The following is a 15,969-nucleotide window of genomic DNA, read 5'->3' as shown; positions in this document are numbered from 1 at the left end:
GGGTACCGGTTTCACGTGAGCGAGAACGAGTGTGTGGTGGCAGCCTCGGTCGACGACGTCTTCGCCGTCCTCACCGACGGCTGGCGCTACGCGGCCTGGGTCGTCGGCGCCTCCCGAGTCCGGGACGTCGACGCCCCCTGGCCCAACCCCGGCGGCCGCATCCACCACTCCGTAGGCGCCTGGCCCTTCCTCATCGACGACCACACCGAGGTCCTCGCCCACGACCCCGGCCGCCGCCTCCGCCTCAAGGTCCGCGCCTGGCCCGTCGGCGAAGGCGAAGTCGAGTTCATCGTCAGCGAAGCCCCCGAAGGCTGCCACGTCCTGATGACCGAAAAGTCCACGAAGGGCCCCGCCGCCCTCCTCCCCGACGCCCTCGCCGACTTTCCCCTGCACGCCCGCAACGCCGAAACCCTCCACCGCCTCAAACTCCTCGCCGAACAACGCAACGACGCCTAGGCGCGGATCGACAGCGAGTGCTGGAACTGGTTGGTGGGATCCCAGATGCGCTTGACCTTCTGTAAACGGGGGTAGTTGGCGCCGTAGTACAGCGCCGGCCAGTTGGTCCGACGGAGGTCGGGATCGGGGTAGTTGATGTAGCAGCCCTGATTGCGGCTGTCGTGCCGCGGTACGCCGCCGGTGGTCCGGTAGACGTCGGCGTACAGGTTGCGGACCCAGGTGATCGCGGCGGCGTCGTCGGCCGGGGTGCTTCCGGAGGCTTGGTAAATGGCCTTCAGGACGGAATCGCGCTGGTTGACGGCGGTGGCGTCGGGCGCGGTCGCGTTGATCTGGCCGCCGAGTGAGACGAGCCAGACCGCACCTTGGGCGTCGTCGGCCGACAGGTGGCTCCAGAGCGTGGCGATCTGGCCATCGGTGAAGCGCTCGCGCAGGTAGCCGGTCTTCGCCACGAACCGGTTGCCGAGGATGTCCTCGCTGTTGCCGGCAGAGAGCACATTCTTCAACCAGGGCTTGCGTTGCTTCTCCAGCGTGTACTTCGCACGCACACCGGCCAGCAGGGCTGACACGTACGATGTCAGCAGTCGCTCGGATCCTGCCACTTGCCCCTTGACCGCGATTGCGCCGTACGGGCGGCTGAAGAGCAGCAGGGCGCTGTGCAACCGGTTCTCGGGATCGCCGGGTGCGCTGTGGGCGCGGTGCCAGTCGCCGTGCTGACGGACGAGCCGCGTGAACGACTCGTCGTCCAAGGTGTCCCAGGGCAGTGTGATCAGGAAGTCGAGGACCTCGCCGGGCGGTCGGGGCAGGAGGCCGGCCGGGTTGTTGCCATGGGCACCTGGTGTGCGCAGCCAAAACTTGGTGACGACGCCGAAGTTGCCGCCGCCACCGCCCGCATGCGCCCACCACAGCTCACGATTCGGGTCGCTGGGCTCCCGGGTTGCGACCGTCGTCCGCGCGGTCCCAGAGGCATCGACGGTGACGACCTCGACGGCGTACAGGTGGTCGATGCCCAGGCCGAACTGACGTGACAGCGCCCCGTGCCCGCCACCGAGCAGGTGACCGCCGGCGCCGACCTCGGGACTGGTGCCGAGTGGCAGAGTCACACCCCAGTCCAGGTAGAGGCGGCGGTACACCTCGCCGAGGGTGGCGCCCGGCTCGACCGCATCGGAGGTGAGGTGAAGGCCGGCAGCCACGCCGCCGAGACCGGCCAGGATGGATCGACGATGAATCTGCATGGGGCCGCCTAGGTGAAGAGCAGGACGACGGCGGCGTTGCAGGCCAGGCCGATGCCGAGGCCGCCGACGGTCCAGCCGAGGAGTTTGGGGTGTTGCGGGTGAGCCAGGCGTTGAGGCGTTCGAGGATCGGGTCGATCTTGGCGTGGGCGGTGAGACGTGCGACTCCGAGGACGACTGCGGGGAGGCACATCAGGAGGCAGTAGCCGAGCAGGGTGAGGCCCGTGTGCGGCCAACTGAGACCGGCCTGGCTGATCAGGGCGATGGCGGCCAGGTAGGGGACCATACTGGCGGCCTCGATCGCGGCGGCGAGCAGGGCGAGGCTCATCAGCGTCCGTGGGCTGCCTTGGCCGGACATCACCCGGGAGCGCCAACGCTGTACCTTGCCCGGGCCTTCGCCCTGGCGTTTGGCGCGGGCCTCCAACCAGTAGCTCAAGGCAACGAGTACGACGCCGATCACGAGCTGTGCGATCCGCAGTGCTTGCGGGGAGACGTTCGTCCGGATGCTGTCCAGGACCGGATCGAAGCCGAGCGTGAGCAGGATGCCGAGCACGAGGTAGAAGCTGACCACGGTGGCCAGGTAGACGGCGATCCGGCCGGCGTGCAGGCGGCCTGGGGTGAGTAACAGCCAGATCGGGATCAGGAGGGTTCCGAAACTCGTGCTGTCGATCAGGCTCAGGCCCGCCAGCCCCAGCAACAACGCGGCGCTCATCCGAAGACCTGATCCAGGTACGTCGTCAGCGCCGGTTGCAGGCTTTCCACGGGGTACGCCGGTGCGGTGGTCAGGTGATGCAGCGCCAGCCCGTCCACGAAGGCGACCAGTGCGGCTGCCTCCGCGGTCGGGTCGCGATCCGCGGCGACCTCACCGCGACGCTGGGCGCCCTCGAAGGCCTCCCGAAGTCCGGTCAGCAGTTTCAGTTGGGCCTGTTGATGGGTCGCGGCCAGCTCCGGGTCGGTCAGGCTGGTGTGCAGGAAGGCCAACCAGAACCGCAGCTCCCGGACGCGAGCCTCGTCAAGCGGCAGGAAGACCGCCATCAGCCGCTCGAGATAGCCCCGCACGGGCATCACGAACTCGACCTCTTGCGCGCGCTGCTCGGTCCGCTCGTACACATAGCCGACGCCGAACCGGATCAACTCCTCCTTCGTCCGGAAGTACCGCTGCACCAACCCGACCGAGACTCCGGCCACCCGGGCAACCTCGACCAGCCGGGCCTCCTTCAGCCCCACGTCGGCGACCACGACCAGCAGGGCTTCGGCGATCTGGCCGCGCCGGGTGTCGGCATCCGCATGACGAGTCGTGCCCGAAATAATACAGCATTATTTTTCTCCGGAGCCTCAGCCGGATTTCCAGGTGAATTTGTTGGAGGTGTAGGTGCCTTCGGGGCCGGTGACGGTGGCCCAGACGAGGCGGCCGACGCCGCTGCAGGGGAAGCGGTCGTCGACGAGGAGGTGGCCCTCGGAGCTGGTGCGGAGGGTGGCGCCTTCGTTGAAGGGCTCCCAGCCTTCGACGTGCGGGACGATCTTGTAGTTGGTGTTCGGGCGCAGGTTCTCGATGCGGACCTGGATGAAGGCGCAGGCCGGCGGTTCGCAGTTCTCGTACGACGTGCCGGCGCCGCGGGAGGCGACGACGCGTTTCGTCCGCTCGGGGGCGCCGACCGGAGCGGCGGACAGGCTCGTGTACTTGCCTTGGAGCTGTTGGCCGTCGGGTGCTCTGGTGATCGCGCGGACGTAGAAGGTGTAGGTCCTGCCGGTGGTGAGGCCCTTGATCGTGGCTTCGGTGCCGGTCACGTTGACGCGGGGCGCGGCGGTGGCCGAGCCGAGGCTGACGGCGTACCGGAGGAAGGTGCCGTCACCCATTGTCGGGCGGTCCCAGGCGAGGGTGAGCTCGCCGGGGGTGCCGTCCTTCGAGACGACGATCTCGCGGGGCGACTCGGCCGCGGCGTAGCTGCCCTTGACCTGGTTCGAGCGGGTGGCCGGGCCGTAGCCGATCCGGTTCACCGCGCGGACGCTCACGTAGTACCCGCTCTTGCCGGCGAGGTCGGCGACCGTCGCGGAGCGAGCGCTCGCGCTGACCGTGCGGGAGCCGCCCGTCCAGAGCAGTTGGTACCCGGTGATCGGGGCGCCGTGGGGCGCCGCGCCGCTCCACTTCACCAGTGGGCCTTCGGGATAGGCGCGGGCGGTCACCCCGGTCGGGGCGCCCGGCACAGTCGCCTTCGGCACGGCCGGTTTCACCGGCGGTTTCGACTTCGGCGGGTCCTGCCGCTCCGGCTTGTCGTTCCCTGGTCTGTCGTTCCCCGGTTTCACCGGCGTCGACGGCCTGTCGGTCTCCGGCGGGTCCTTCTTCTCCGGCTTCTCGGTCTCCGGGGGAGTGGTCTTCGGCGGCGGGACCGGCGTGTGCTCCGGCGGCCGCGGGGTGTTCGACGGCGTCGTCTTCGGTTTCGGCGGCGTGATCGGATCGTCGCTGGTCTTCCCACCGACCGGCACCGGCTCCGTCCGGCCCTGCCCGTCGACGACCACGACCCGGTCGCCCTTACCGCTCTCGACGTACACCTGGGCGTCGTCGCCGCGGATCAGCCGCGGCTCCTGCCGCCGACCGGGTGTCTGGTGCTCGTTGTCGATCTTCTGCTGGTGGACCTTGCCGTCGCGATCCAGCGTGACGAGGTCGGAGTCCTGCCGGTTCAGCAGCGCGAGGCCGTGCCCGGACGACGCCACCCGGTCGTACTTGCCCTGCGGGATCTTGGTCGTGGTCGGCGCCGCGGGTTTCGCTCCCGGCCGCTCCGGCAGGCTGACCAGGTGCACCTGGCCCTTGTCCCGATCGACGAGCGCGATCCGGCCGTCGACGTCGTTCCCCGCGACCAGAGCGCTGTCGGGGACGGCGAGCTCACCCAGGTCGCTGCGATCGTCCAGGCCGCCGGAGCTCAGGTCGTAGACCTTCTGCGCGGTCAGATCGACGAAGACCGCTTTGTCGCCGATCGCGACCAGCCCGCCCTTGTGACCCTGCGGCGCTGACGCCGGGCACGACATCCGATCGGCCGTCGGCGGCAGCTGGCACAGCTCACCCGGGCCGACCCGGTGCACCCACAGCGTGCCGTCCGAGGTGGCGACCGGGTCGCTCAGTGCGCCGCCCAGGAAGGCCGTCGTACGGCGTTCGCCCAGCCGGACGACGTGGCCGGACTGCTGGTAGACCGCGAAGACCGCCCCGGCCGCCTCGACACCGACCGGCTGCTCGTTGACCGGAACCTCGATCGGCTCGGCCACGGTCAGATCCGACTTGCCGAACTTGTCGATCCGGGACTTCGAGAGCACATAGACGTCGGTGTCGGTCTGAACGGCCTGCGCACCCTCCTCGCCGGTGCTCAGCGGGACCTGCGCGTCGATCGCCTTCGTCGCGCTGTCCAGGTGGAAAACGCGGCCGATCGAGCTGTTGTAGATCCAGTGTCCGGACTGGGTGAACTTGAGGCCGCTGGTCGGATTGCCGGCGCCGGTCAGCACGACCACGCTCAGCAATGCGACACAGCCGGCGACCACTGCGGCCAGCCCGGCGCGACCTTTGACGGGGCGAATCATGGTCGGCTTCACCTTCTCAGGGTAGGCGTCGAGGGTCCAGAAGTGATCCAGACGGCGTCCACTAGCTCTTGCAGGTGGCGCCCCGGATACTGCGCGGCGTGCTGTAGAAGACCTCGCGCCCGTCGGTGCCCTGGACCTCGAAGCAGTACTTCAATCCTGGACTGACCTGCACGGTCGACGTCGTCCCGCTGCCCCGATAGATCGACCGCGGCGCCTTCCCGCCCTGCTCGGCGACGAACACGGCGTACGTCAGCGGCTGCGGGAACGACCATTTCAGGACGACGGTCGTGCCCTTGTCCTGCGGCGGATCGAGCTGGATCCGCTGCACCGTCGCGGACGCCTGCGACGGCTGCGGGGTGACCGGCGCCGCGCCGGCCGGTCGCTGCTCGGTCGCCGTGGTCTCGGGTTTCGGACGTAACAGCATCGGCAGGACGACGACGAGCGCGAGTGCAACCGCGGCCCCGATCAGCACTTCCTTCCGTGGCCACCGGAGCTTCCGCCGCGGCGGACGGACGGTCGTTGCCACCGGCATGTTTCGGTGCGCGGGCAGCTCGTCGCGGAAGTCGTCGAAATCGAGCTCGTCGGCGGGCGCCGTCGTACCGCTCAGCAGAGTCTCGAACTCGCGCGTCACGGCCGCCGCATCCGGCCGCGTTGCGGCCTCCTTCGCGAGCATCCGGCGGATCAACGCGGTCAGCCCCGGCGGCACATCGCGCCCCGAAACCTCCGGCGCCGGCTCGCGCAGCACGCGCAGGACGACGTCGTCCGGCGTCTCACCCGGCCGGGTCGGGAACGGCGACTGCCCGGTCAGCGCGAGGTAGAGCACCGCGCCAAGCCCGTAGACGTCGGCCTCCTCCGAGAGTTCGCCGTCCCGCAGCACCTCCGGGGCCGTGTACGCCGCCGCGGTGGTCAGGTCGCGCGGGAACCGCAGCCGGAGCGCCAGCCCGAAATCGGCCAGCACGGGCTGCCCGTTCGGCCGTTCGAGCACGTTGCTCGGTGTCACCCCGCCGTGCACCAGCCCGGCCTCATGCGCCTCCGCCAGCACCGATCCCAGGATCTGCCCGAGGACGACGACGTCCCCGATCGGCAGCCCGCGGCCCTGCACCAGCTCGATCAGCGACTGCGGACAGAACTCCATCCGGACGCCCGTCCGCCCGTCGGGCAGTTCTTCGATCGCCTCGGCCAGCAGCACCGACCCGGCCACCCGGAGCCCGGCGAGCTTCGCCTGCTCGACCTCGACCGCGTTGAACGTGCGCCGATCGAGCCCGCGCGGGTAGATCTTCAGCACCCCGGTCGGCCGCTCACCCACCGGCGGCACCAAGAACACCGCGGCCACCGGCCCTTCGGCCCGCGGCACCAACGCATCCGGAGAAATCTCAGCCATCACCGTCATCTTCGCACCGATCCGGACACGTCAGCGAGCGTCGGCCACGTCGACGTACGCACAACCATGGGCCAGCAGGAACCGCAGATCCCCGAGCACTTCGGCGGCGACGGCGCCCGGATCGACCGGTTGGTCGAGCCGGCTGACCACCGAGGCCCGGACTTCGCAGCTGTGCCAGATCGTCGGAGCCAGCGAACCCCATTGCCACAGCTCGTAACAGGTCGGGTCGAGCAGGGCGGTCGCGCCCAGCCCCGGCAGCCCGACGGCGTGCAGGTCGGGTTGGTCCGGGCTGTTGCCCAGCCCGACGAACTGGACGTCGATCCGGTTGGCCTGCAAGAACTCGGCGTCCTGCGCGGAGACGGTGGCGAGCAACCCGAGGCTCGCCAGCTCCTCCAAGTGATCCGATACGTCGGTCAGACCGGCTTCGGCTCCGGCAGCGAGGACGTGCTCCGCCGTCCACGGCTGTTTGCCGTTGTCCGGCGTACCGTGGCTGAGAACCCAAGCACCGAAGGTGTCTTCGGCCAGTTGGTGTAGGCGCCAGCCGCGGCGGACGGTGCGGAACTGCCGCCCGGCCTCGTCGGTCCGCAGGCCGGTGTAGTGGCCGATCGGGAAGAGCATCATCAGTGGGTCCGCCGATCGAGGTACGCCGCCCGGACGCAGAGCAGGCCGTGGACTGAGGTGAGGATGCCGGCCAGCACGCGGTGCGGGTCCGTCTCGTCGGCGGTCGTGATCCCCGCCGTCCGGGCGACCTCGGCGGCGTCCTCGCAACCCGCCCACAGTTGCGGCGCGAGATGAGCCCAGGTCCAGACGTCGTACACGGCGGTGGAGACCTGGACAACGGGCTGGTTCAGCAGGCCGATGTTCTGCATCCAGGGTTGGTCCGGATCCGGTCCGAGACCGGTCAACAGCGGGATCAGTTGGTGCGTCTGGGCGAAGCCGGTCGCGTCTTCCGGGTCGACTGCGGCGAGCAGCCGATCGGATTGCAGTTGGTCGATGACCGCGGCCGCTTCGTCCGGGTCGATCCCGAACCGCTCCGCGCCGTCGATCAGCGACGTCCGGGTCGGCTGATCGCGATCATCGATGCCGTGCGCAAGCATCCAGATCGCGAACTCGGTGTCGCTGAGCTCGGCCAGGTCCGCGCCGGCTCGCACCTGATGACGGCGCGCCGTCCCGCCGGCGGCGTACAAGGCGCCCAGATCATGACCGATCGGCAGCAGCAATGCGTCCACGGCATCCTCCTTTTCCTTCTCTGCCAGCACGTTAGGCCTGCGGACGACGCCGTCGAGGGGAGCGGCAGGAACAGGACGCGGGCCCCTTCGGCACCCCGCGCGCCGGGCACCGTGGAGTTGGCCCTCCGTGGCCCCGCGAAGCCGCAGAGCAAGGAAGAACACCATGAACATCACCGGACTGCTCCGGGTCACGGTCGCCGCGCCGCAACGCCGGCTCGACCTGGCCCTGCCCGAACAGGCCTCGGTCGCCGAGGTCCTGCCCGGCCTGCTCACCAAGGCGGGTGAGCATCTCGCCGATCAGGCCGCGCCCGACGGCGGCTGGGTGCTCCGCCGCGCCGACGGCACCGAGCTCAGCCTCGGCCGGACCCTCGGCTCGCACCGGATCCGGGACGGCGAGATCCTGCACCTGGTGCCGCGCGAACTCGACTGGCCGGAACTCGAGTACGACGACCTCGTCGATGCCGTCGCGTCCGGCGCCGGGCGGCTCGGCGCGATCTGGACCGCCCGGCACACCCGCGCGGCCGGGCTGATCGGCGCCGCAGCTTCGCTCTTGGTCGGGCTGACCGCGATCCTGCGGCACGCGTCGCCCTGGGCCGAGACCGCGACCTGGCTGCTGCTCAGCGCCGTCCTGTTGATCGCGTCCGGCGTCTCGCTGGCGCGCGTCGTCGGGGACTCCGGCGCCGGTGCGCTCGTCGCCGGAATCGGCCTGCTGTTCGCCGGTCTCGGGGGCCTGTTGTTGCTGGCCGGAGTTGGCCCGTGGCCCGCGATCGGCGCACCGCAGGTTTTGGCCGGTGGGACGGCGTTGATGCTGGCGGGGATCGCCTGCTACCTCGGCGTCGTCGACAAGGCCACCCTCTTCGCGGGGGCGACGAGTACCGGGCTGCTCGCGTTGATTGCGGGCTGGATCGGTACGGCGGAGTCCTTGGGCGGCCCTGATGTGGCGGCGCTCGTGGGGTCGGCGGCGTTCGCGTTCTCGCCGTTCTACAGCCAGCTGTGCCTGCGGCTCGGTCGGCTGCCGATGCCGATTCTGCCGCGGACGACGGCCGATCTGGTCCGCGATGATCCGCAACCCGCGCGTCGTGAGGTGTACGGCGCCGTACTGCGCGCGGACGGCCTGCTCACCGGCGCGCTGATCGGGATGGCGCTCACTGTGTCGACCGGTCTGATCCTGCTGACGCTGGACCGTGGCGTTTCCGCGAACCTGCTGACCGGTCTGCTCGCCGCCGGGTGCTTGCTCAGGGCAAGGATCTATCCGGTGGTCAAACATCGGCTGCTGTTCCTGGTGCCGGGCCTGGTCGGCCTGGCCTGTCTGGCGCTCGGCCCACTGAGCCGGAGCGCGAGTGACCCGATCGCGATGGTGGTGCCGATCGCGATCCTCTTCGCGGCTGCCACGATCTTCCTCGGCTTGCGCTACAGCGGCAAGCTCCCGAGTCCGTACCTCAGCCGGTACGCCGAGATCGTCGAAGTCCTCGTCACGCTGTCGCTGATTCCGCTCGCCTGCTCGGTGCTCGGTCTGTACGCCGTCGTCCGGGGCTGGGGAGGCTGAGATGGCGACCAGGAAGGATCAGCTGCAGTCCCACCAGTTCTCCGTCCAGCGGATGGTGTCGGCTCTGGTTACGCGGGAGACCGATCCGGAGACGCCGCCGTTCAAACGGGTCGGCCTGTCGGCGATCTGGAGTGTCGGCGTCCTGGTGCTCGCGCTCGCGGTCGTCTGGGTCTACGGGATGATCGTGCCCGGCGGGAACAAGGCGTGGAGCAAGGGCGACGGCGTCATCGTCGAGAAGGAGACCGGCACCCGGTACGTCTACCTCGACCAGCATCTGCACCCGGTGACCAATTACGTCTCCGCACTGCTTGCCATCGGCAAGAAAGGCGACACCCGCCGGGTGTCGCAGAAGTCGCTGGCCGGCGTCCCGCGCGGGCCTCGGATCGGCATCGAAGATGCCCCGGATGCCTTACCTGCAGCCAAGAAGCTGCTGACCGGCGGCTGGACGCTCTGCTCGCAGCCGACGATCGACCTGGCCGGCGCCCGGAGCAGCGAGTCGGTGCTGATGATCGGGCAACAGCCCGGCGGCGGCCAGGCCCTGGCCGACTCGGTGATGCTCGTCGAGGTGATCGGGACCGGTGACCGCTACCTGCTCCGCAACGGCTACCGGCATCGCATCGTCAAGGCGGACGCCGTCTCGGTCGGCCTGGCGCTCAACTCCAAACCGTGGGCCCGCGTCGGCTCGGCCTTCGTCGACGCGCTCCCGGACGGCGAGCCGCTCGCCCCGATCAAGATCGCCGCCATGGGCAAACCGTCGTCCGCCGTCCCCGGTCGCAAGGGGACCGCGATCGGGCAGCTCTTCGTCGTCCGCTCGTCGGGCGGCGGCGTCCAGCACTACCTGGCGACCAAGAACCGGCTGCTCGCGATCTCCGCGCTGCAGTTCGACATCCAGGCCGAGTTCCCGGCGACCGTGGCGGCGTACCGCGGCAAGCGCCCCAAGCCCATCGAGCTCAGCCCGGCCGAGGCCGCCACCGCCGACGACCCGGCCCCCACCGTCGAAGAAGGAATGGCCCCCCGCAGCCGCCCCGCCTTCATCGCCCCCCGCGACGGCCTCGGCACCATCTGCGCCACCTTCGCCCCCGGCACCACCCCACCCGCCATCACCGTCGACGCCCCCCTCCCACCCCGCGACCCGATGACCGTCACCCCCAAGATCGGCCGCCGCGGCACCGGCCTGGCCGACCGCATCCTCATCACCCCCGGCACCGCCGCCGTAGTCCGCGCCGCCCAATCCGACCGAGCCCCCAGCGGCGCCATCTCCGTCATCACCGACACCGCCCGCGCCTACCCCCTCATCACCCCCGACCTCCTCCCCACCCTCGGCTACGAAAACATCCACCCCACCCCCATCCCCGCCGCCCTACTGGCCCGAGTCCCCCAAGGCCCCGGCCTCTCCCCCCAAGCCGCCCTAAAACCCACCCCCTGAACAGAAGAACGGAAGAACGGAAGAATAAGATCGCGGCCGCGGAGGCTGGAAGGCCGCGTCTCCTGGATGATGACGAGTGGAACACAAGCGACTGCCTGCCACGCATGCGCGGGTTGACGTCGCTCGAGCAGCATCCAGGTCTGCCCGCACCTGCGCGGCTGCTTCTCAGCCGGACGCGCCGCTCTGAAGGCCTCGGCGTTCCTGAGGGGACGGTGGCGTGGTCGGCGGCCGCGTCCTACCTGATGCGCCCTGACGCCTTCCTGTCGCTCGTTTCCGCCCCGAGGCGCCTGGAGTTCTTCAAGTCCGCCGAGGGTGTTCAGGTGGCCATCTGGGGCTATTCGGCGAACACGCCGGTGGATCCGACCGGTATCCGCCGGATCACCTACGCCGCGTCCTGATAGTCGCCTGACGCAACGAGTAGCCAGGACCTCCGAAGAGGCCTGGCTACTCGTCGTTGTGCAACTTCGAGACGCGGGAGGAAGGCGCCCGAGGGGGCGGGTGTCCCCTGCCCTCTGCAAACTCAGAACCAACCGCCCTCGTCCTCGTCCAGCGGCTCCGTAGGCCAAGGCGACCACTGCGCGCCCTGCGGAAGCCGTTCGGCGCCAGATGCAAGGAAGTCAGCCGCCACCGTCAGGAGAACGTCCAGTTCAACCAGCGAGTCGGCCGGGAACAGGTCCAGGTGTCCGGCGTACTGGTACCGGATCGGGTCGGGGTCGGCTACGCCTTTGGCGTAGTGCCGATCCTTGCCGCTGATGAAGCTCACGCTGCCTACCTTGCGGTCCGCGAGTACACCTATCCGCAACTCATGGTCAGCTCCACCGATGTCCAGCTTGGGACGCTCCGCGACGTAAAGCGTGACGATCGACGAGTCTTTCGGCTGGGTCAGCATGGCATCGAGCAATCCCCGCACATCGTCGGAGGTCCGGATCTCGACAGGGTTTTCATCGTGCTCGTGCAGGTAGTAGGCCCTGGCGGTGAAGTTCATTGCTTCCCCCTCCCGTAGAACGTCCACGGACCTCCGTTGGGCCAATGGACCGTGAGTCTCGCTCCCGGCGGAAGGAACAGCTCAACCCACTCCGAGCAGCTCCGCTCACCCGGACACGGCCGGTTGTTGATGAAGATGGTCTCATTCCGTAGTCCCCGCTCTCGCATGAACATGGCGAACTTCATCTCAACGTGCGATGTGCTGGACATAGGTGGGAGGCCCAGCCGTCGGGTGTGTTCGTCGGCAAGCTTCTGGTAGTGGCCGTTCCCGCTGACCAGGGGCCTGTCCCGACCGTCGCCGTCCGTCCACAATCCGCGCGTCTTTCCCTCGTCGTTCTCCCGTACCGGTAGCCGCCGAATGACCGTCTGCGCGTCCGAGTCGCCACCATCGTCCGGCGGGCGTGGCGCCGTCGATCCCGGCTTTGCCGGTGCGGTTGGCTTTGTGCCGCTGACTGCCGGATCGCCCGTGGGAGCATCCCGGCTTCCAGCCGACGTGGACCCACCGCCCGTGTCGCCCACCATCTGCGCGGCCCAGTCCCGCGCCTGCCGACGGGCGATCTCGCAGAGGTGCGCTGCCTTCTCACACTCGTTCGCGGCGGCGTCCAGTTGGTAGGCCGCAGCCTGCAATGCAGGACTCCCGCCCGACAAGCCACCGACAAACCCGGCCATCTCCCGACATCGGCGGGCACGCGTCTGCAATGCGTCTATGACCCGTGGCATCATGTCGAGGCAGGCCACCAGGTCCCCGGCGACCCTCTGCAACTCCGACGGCATGGGCAGCTAAAGCTGCTGGGCGTACTGCCCGCACTTGTGTGAGGCGATCTGGAGCGATTCCACCGCCGATGCCAGCGACTTGGACGCGGCATCCAGCACCTCAGCAATCTCACGGTCCGCTCCGGTCGCTGAACCCTGGATCAACGACTGAACATGTTGGCTCGCCTGGCTGAACTTGTTCTGGAAACCGCCGAGGCCGGCGGCGCCTTGATCGGCTTCCTGAGCGACGGCGTGCAGTTGCCCTTTGAGTTGTTCGACCACGGACATGTTCTCTCCTCACGTTGACTGTTTGGCCTCATGGCCGTGAACTAGTCGCGGGGATCGTGGACGTCCTCGGCGTTGACCACGTGCACGACCGTGGCCAGGTCGTCCTCCAGCTCGGCGAGGCGCTTGTCCTTCTCGTCGCCGAAGGCGTCCAGGGAGGGCACCACGACTCCGGTCACGCCGGGATGCCTGAGGCCGGCAAGAAGACTTGTGTACGCCGGAGCTGGGTCGGCGTGGTCAAACAGGGGAAGCGAGCCGGTGCGCTCGAAGTAGACCGTTCCGAGTTGGAGTCCGGCCTCCTGAGCGTACGTGGTCAGTTGCGCCTGTACCGCTGTGTGTTGCCCGTGACCGGCGAATGGTGCGAGCCGGGCATAGCCCAACACCAAGGGCCGCAGTTGGACGACTTCCCCCATGACAGCGCTCGCCTCCTGGTTCCGTTGGTTGGCGTGTGAACGGCGGCCCGCCACCCCCCATGCGGTGGGATTGCCGGGGGTGGCGGACACCGTCGCCCGAGAGGCACTCGCCTGCTTCTCGGAAGTGGAACGGCGCACGGGCGGACGCCTCACGCAGTGCGCCCGTGCACCGGGTCTTGGGAGTCCCCGGCGCCGTGCCGCGAGGTGGTTGGGGCACGGCGCCAAGGAACTCGCTCGGGCGACCGGCGAGACGCAGCACAACGCCGCCCCGCGCGACCACGGCTATGCCAGCCGCCCGCCGCATCAGTCGCCCTCGGGTTCGGATGGCAGAACGTGATGGCCGGAGGGCGCCTTCAGCTCCTCCACGAGGGCGGACACGTCGCCATAGGGCTTGAGGTGATCCACATTCGGGACAACGACCGCTGCTTTGTCCGCCAGTACTGCCTTGCGGAGGGCGTTGAAGCCAGCGGGGGCCTCGTCGAGAAACAGAACCTCCGTTGCGCCACCATGGCCGTGGATGCGCTCGATCGCCGCAATGCCTCCGGGCCAGTACGCCACTGTGGGATCAGCTCCACGCCACCGCACGGAGGCCGAACCATCGGTCCATTGCGTGCCTTCGGCCACAACACCCGTGCCACTGACCTGCGACGGGTCGTGATGCCGCAGGAGAACGAATGCCCGTGGCACTTCAACCAAGTTGCCTCTCCCCCTCAGCAAGCCTTCATGACTTTCTGTAGTCGATGCTGCGGGTTGCGTGATGGTCTGGGCCATCCCACGATGGGATATCGCTTTGGTTGAGCCCCGCCGGTGGCGCCGTGTTCAGCCTGAGATGGACGGTTACGATGCCAGTACAGCGAGCGACAGGTTGGGCGATGGAAGACGCCACCGTGGGACTGATCGAGCTGCCCGCCAGCTTCTGGCGATCAGCCGCAGTCGCGCATGCCTTGGCATCCAGGGATATGAGCTTGCTGCTTCGTGAGGCGAACCAGCGAGGCGTCAGCCAGACTCGGCTTGGCGAGGCGGTCGGCCTGAGTCAAGGGCGTATCAGCGAGACGCTTCGTGGAAGACGCCGGATCACCCGGCTTGAAGTCATTGAGAGAATTGCATCAGGACTGAACATGCCTCCTGAGGCACGAGTCCTGGTTGGTCTCGCGGCAAGCACTCCAGCACTGAGCCCAACGCCAGCCGACCCACTCCGCCAGGGCCAGCAGGAGATCGACGACATGAACCGCCGTGAACTCCTTCGTTTGCTTGCGGTGGCTGGTGCCACCCTGGCGGTGCCTCCAGCTAGTGCATCCGTCGATTGGGATCGCGCCACCGAGCCGATCAAGGGCGCTGTCGCGGGCAAGGCCGCGTTGGCTGAGCTGTCTGATCTCAATACACATCTCTGGCAGCTCTATACGAGCGCTTCATCGAAGAGTGCGGCGTACCCTCTCGTCAGAAATCAGCTATCCGTCCTCATGGACAACCTTGGCAAGGCGAAGCGCCCGGACGAGCGGCGCGAACTTGCCCGACTCGTCGCCGACCTGTTCCAACTTGCGGGTGAGATCTCGTTCGACGCGAGCAAGTACACCGACGCGGCGCAGTGCTACACCTTGTCGGCTACGGCGAGCAAGGAAGCTGACGATTTCGATCTCTGGGCCTGCGCCATGACCCGGCACGCCTTCCTTGGCCTGTACGGTCACGAGTACAGCAGGGCACTACCCATGCTCCAAATAGCTGGCAACCTGGCCCGAAACGGCAGCAGAAGCCTCTCAACGCGGTACTGGGTGAGCTGTGTCGAGGCGCAAGCACTAGCAGGACTCGGCGATGTCGCAGGGTTCGAGCGCGCAATGGGCTACGCCGAGGGAGTCCACGAACTGTCCGCGCCCCACAACAACGGCGGCTGGCTCCGGTTCGATGGGTCACGCATCGCCGAAGAACGCGGCGCAAGTTACGTGTCTCTGAAGCTTCCGGATCGAGCGGAAGCAACTCTGACCGCAGCGCTTCAGACCGCGTTGTCTGCGAGGCGGCGAGGATGTGTGCTGTCCGACCTGGCCATGACCGGTGCCCAGTGCGGCGATGCTGCGCGGGTCGTGAGTTACGGAAACGCTGCACTCGAAATGGCCCAGCGAACACGGTCCGGAGTGATCGCGCAGAAGCTTCGGACGCTGCAACCGCATTTGGCTCCCTTTGCTTCCGTTCGGGACGTGCGGCATCTCAACGCCGAGATCTCCGCGCTTGCCAACCGTTGAACGACAACCCCTGAGGAGAACCCACAGTGGCGCTTGAGCCCGGCCGAATCTTCCGCGACGCCTGGATTGCAGGAGTCAAGAAACACTTCCCCGGCGAGCCCAAAGCAAGCTATGTCACCCCTTGGGAAGACACCCCTGAATGGGAGCGCAGCAGCGCGGCCAGTGTCTACACGCAGGTGGCCGAATTCATCGAAGTCAGCGCCGGCAACACCTCGAAGCTGACCCGAGACCAGAAGGGTCGCTTCGTCGCCCTGTGCTGGATCGCTCAGATCTACAAGCACATCCCCGACCCGAAACCCGCATACGTCGCCGATTGGCATGAACTGCCCGACTGGCAACGCGAGACCGACGCCGACATCTTCGAGGCCATCGAGGCCGCCACGGCCTAGGCGGCCCGCTCCCGTCCAGAGGTCCAGCCAGATCCTCCGGCCGGACCTCTTCGGCGCGCCCGCAACTCGCGGACACC

The 15,969-nt window shown here is 68.4% G+C and carries 17 protein-coding genes and 1 pseudogene; 6 read left to right on the top strand and 12 right to left on the bottom strand.

Annotated features, from left to right (window positions below; genetic code table 11):
• The first annotated feature begins 15 nt into the window (after positions 1-15).
• The gene (locus HPO96_RS22835; protein WP_171675719.1) at positions 16-456 is read left to right on the top strand and encodes an SRPBCC family protein; all 441 of its coding nucleotides are present in this window, start codon (positions 16-18) and stop codon (positions 454-456) included.
• On the opposite strand, the gene HPO96_RS22830 is transcribed toward HPO96_RS22835, so the two are convergent.
• The 7 genes and pseudogenes from HPO96_RS22830 to HPO96_RS22800 form a co-directional block, all read right to left on the bottom strand.
• Positions 453-1,688, bottom strand: a complete 1,236-nt coding sequence (locus HPO96_RS22830; protein ID WP_238355385.1) for an FAD-binding oxidoreductase — start codon at positions 1,686-1,688, stop codon at positions 453-455. The genes HPO96_RS22835 and HPO96_RS22830 overlap by 4 nt on opposite strands.
• A 148-nt stretch (positions 1,689-1,836) precedes the next feature.
• Positions 1,837-2,397: pseudogene (locus tag HPO96_RS39910) on the bottom strand (GAP family protein); the annotation flags it as partial.
• On the bottom strand, positions 2,394-2,924 hold the full coding sequence (locus tag HPO96_RS22820; protein WP_337796764.1) for a TetR/AcrR family transcriptional regulator: 531 nt from the start codon (positions 2,922-2,924) through the stop codon (positions 2,394-2,396). The gene HPO96_RS22820 and the pseudogene HPO96_RS39910, both read right to left, overlap by 4 nt.
• A gap of 96 nt (positions 2,925-3,020) precedes the next feature.
• Positions 3,021-5,264, bottom strand: a complete 2,244-nt coding sequence (locus tag HPO96_RS22815; protein WP_171675715.1) for a fibronectin type III domain-containing protein — start codon at positions 5,262-5,264, stop codon at positions 3,021-3,023.
• A 49-nt stretch (positions 5,265-5,313) separates the two neighbouring features.
• The gene (locus tag HPO96_RS22810; protein WP_171675713.1) at positions 5,314-6,633 is read right to left on the bottom strand and encodes a protein kinase domain-containing protein; all 1,320 of its coding nucleotides are present in this window, start codon (positions 6,631-6,633) and stop codon (positions 5,314-5,316) included.
• Positions 6,634-6,663: 30 nt separating this feature from the next.
• Positions 6,664-7,254: a hypothetical protein gene (locus HPO96_RS22805; RefSeq protein ID WP_171675711.1), complete on the bottom strand. Its 591-nt coding sequence runs from the start codon at positions 7,252-7,254 to the stop codon at positions 6,664-6,666.
• Positions 7,254-7,862 (bottom strand): hypothetical protein, encoded by a 609-nt coding sequence (locus HPO96_RS22800; RefSeq protein WP_171675709.1) that lies wholly within the window; start codon positions 7,860-7,862, stop codon positions 7,254-7,256. Before HPO96_RS22800 ends, HPO96_RS22805 begins: the two co-directional genes overlap by 1 nt.
• 163 nt (positions 7,863-8,025) lie before the next feature.
• Between HPO96_RS22800 and eccD the strand changes: the two genes are divergently transcribed.
• From eccD to HPO96_RS22785, 3 genes are all read left to right on the top strand, one after another.
• On the top strand, positions 8,026-9,408 hold the full coding sequence (gene eccD / locus HPO96_RS22795) for a type VII secretion integral membrane protein EccD (RefSeq protein WP_171675707.1): 1,383 nt from the start codon (positions 8,026-8,028) through the stop codon (positions 9,406-9,408).
• 1 nt (position 9,409) lies between these two features.
• Positions 9,410-10,834 carry a type VII secretion protein EccB gene (eccB, locus tag HPO96_RS22790; protein WP_171675705.1) on the top strand — a complete coding sequence of 475 codons (1,425 nt, stop codon included), beginning with the start codon at positions 9,410-9,412 and terminating at the stop codon, positions 10,832-10,834.
• Positions 10,835-10,938: 104 nt separating this feature from the next.
• Complete coding sequence (locus HPO96_RS22785) at positions 10,939-11,232, top strand: hypothetical protein (RefSeq protein WP_171675703.1); 294 nt, start codon at positions 10,939-10,941, stop codon at positions 11,230-11,232.
• A 122-nt stretch (positions 11,233-11,354) separates the two neighbouring features.
• Here the strand turns inward: HPO96_RS22785 and HPO96_RS22780 are convergent, their stop codons facing one another.
• From HPO96_RS22780 to HPO96_RS37640, 5 genes are all read right to left on the bottom strand, one after another.
• Positions 11,355-11,819 (bottom strand): Imm1 family immunity protein, encoded by a 465-nt coding sequence (locus tag HPO96_RS22780; RefSeq protein WP_171675701.1) that lies wholly within the window; start codon positions 11,817-11,819, stop codon positions 11,355-11,357.
• Positions 11,816-12,340 (bottom strand): DddA-like double-stranded DNA deaminase toxin, encoded by a 525-nt coding sequence (locus HPO96_RS22775; protein ID WP_171675933.1) that lies wholly within the window; start codon positions 12,338-12,340, stop codon positions 11,816-11,818. Before HPO96_RS22775 ends, HPO96_RS22780 begins: the two co-directional genes overlap by 4 nt.
• Before the next feature lie 258 nt (positions 12,341-12,598).
• A complete protein-coding gene (locus HPO96_RS22770) occupies positions 12,599-12,859 on the bottom strand; it encodes a hypothetical protein (RefSeq protein WP_171675699.1) in 261 nt (86 codons plus the stop codon).
• Between the two features lie 41 nt (positions 12,860-12,900).
• A complete protein-coding gene (locus HPO96_RS39205) occupies positions 12,901-13,035 on the bottom strand; it encodes a hypothetical protein (RefSeq protein WP_272954659.1) in 135 nt (44 codons plus the stop codon).
• Between the two features lie 537 nt (positions 13,036-13,572).
• Positions 13,573-14,040 carry a hypothetical protein gene (locus HPO96_RS37640; protein ID WP_184999603.1) on the bottom strand — a complete coding sequence of 156 codons (468 nt, stop codon included), beginning with the start codon at positions 14,038-14,040 and terminating at the stop codon, positions 13,573-13,575.
• Between the two features lie 101 nt (positions 14,041-14,141).
• Between HPO96_RS37640 and HPO96_RS22760 the strand changes: the two genes are divergently transcribed.
• Both HPO96_RS22760 and HPO96_RS22755 read left to right on the top strand, forming a co-directional pair.
• Entirely contained in the window at positions 14,142-15,503 is a 1,362-nt protein-coding gene (locus tag HPO96_RS22760; protein WP_171675697.1) for a helix-turn-helix domain-containing protein, read from the top strand.
• A gap of 26 nt (positions 15,504-15,529) precedes the next feature.
• A complete protein-coding gene (locus HPO96_RS22755; RefSeq protein ID WP_171675695.1) occupies positions 15,530-15,892 on the top strand; it encodes a hypothetical protein in 363 nt (120 codons plus the stop codon).
• Positions 15,893-15,969 lie beyond the last annotated feature (77 nt).

It is taken from the genome of Kribbella sandramycini, from assembly GCF_013131805.1.
GTDB lineage: Bacteria > Actinomycetota > Actinomycetes > Propionibacteriales > Kribbellaceae > Kribbella > Kribbella sandramycini.
Note: the sequence above shows the minus strand (reverse complement) of the source record. Positions and strands in the feature narration are given on the sequence as shown.

What these genes read in the sequence shown, in the direction of transcription:
- HPO96_RS22830 (WP_238355385.1), bottom strand. Translation starts at nt 1,688, where the DNA reads ATGCAGATTCATCGTCGATCCATCCTGGCCGGTCTCGGCGGCGTGGCT.
- HPO96_RS22810 (WP_171675713.1), bottom strand. Translation starts at nt 6,633, where the DNA reads ATGGCTGAGATTTCTCCGGATGCGTTGGTGCCGCGGGCCGAAGGGCCG.
- HPO96_RS22805 (WP_171675711.1), bottom strand. Translation starts at nt 7,254, where the DNA reads ATGATGCTCTTCCCGATCGGCCACTACACCGGCCTGCGGACCGACGAG.
- eccD (WP_171675707.1), top strand. Translation starts at nt 8,026, where the DNA reads ATGAACATCACCGGACTGCTCCGGGTCACGGTCGCCGCGCCGCAACGC.
- eccB (WP_171675705.1), top strand. Translation starts at nt 9,410, where the DNA reads ATGGCGACCAGGAAGGATCAGCTGCAGTCCCACCAGTTCTCCGTCCAG.
- HPO96_RS22785 (WP_171675703.1), top strand. Translation starts at nt 10,939, where the DNA reads ATGCGCGGGTTGACGTCGCTCGAGCAGCATCCAGGTCTGCCCGCACCT.
- HPO96_RS22780 (WP_171675701.1), bottom strand. Translation starts at nt 11,819, where the DNA reads ATGAACTTCACCGCCAGGGCCTACTACCTGCACGAGCACGATGAAAAC.
- HPO96_RS22775 (WP_171675933.1), bottom strand. Translation starts at nt 12,340, where the DNA reads ATGGTGGGCGACACGGGCGGTGGGTCCACGTCGGCTGGAAGCCGGGAT.
- HPO96_RS22770 (WP_171675699.1), bottom strand. Translation starts at nt 12,859, where the DNA reads ATGTCCGTGGTCGAACAACTCAAAGGGCAACTGCACGCCGTCGCTCAG.
- HPO96_RS37640 (WP_184999603.1), bottom strand. Translation starts at nt 14,040, where the DNA reads ATGGCCCAGACCATCACGCAACCCGCAGCATCGACTACAGAAAGTCAT.
- HPO96_RS22760 (WP_171675697.1), top strand. Translation starts at nt 14,142, where the DNA reads ATGGAAGACGCCACCGTGGGACTGATCGAGCTGCCCGCCAGCTTCTGG.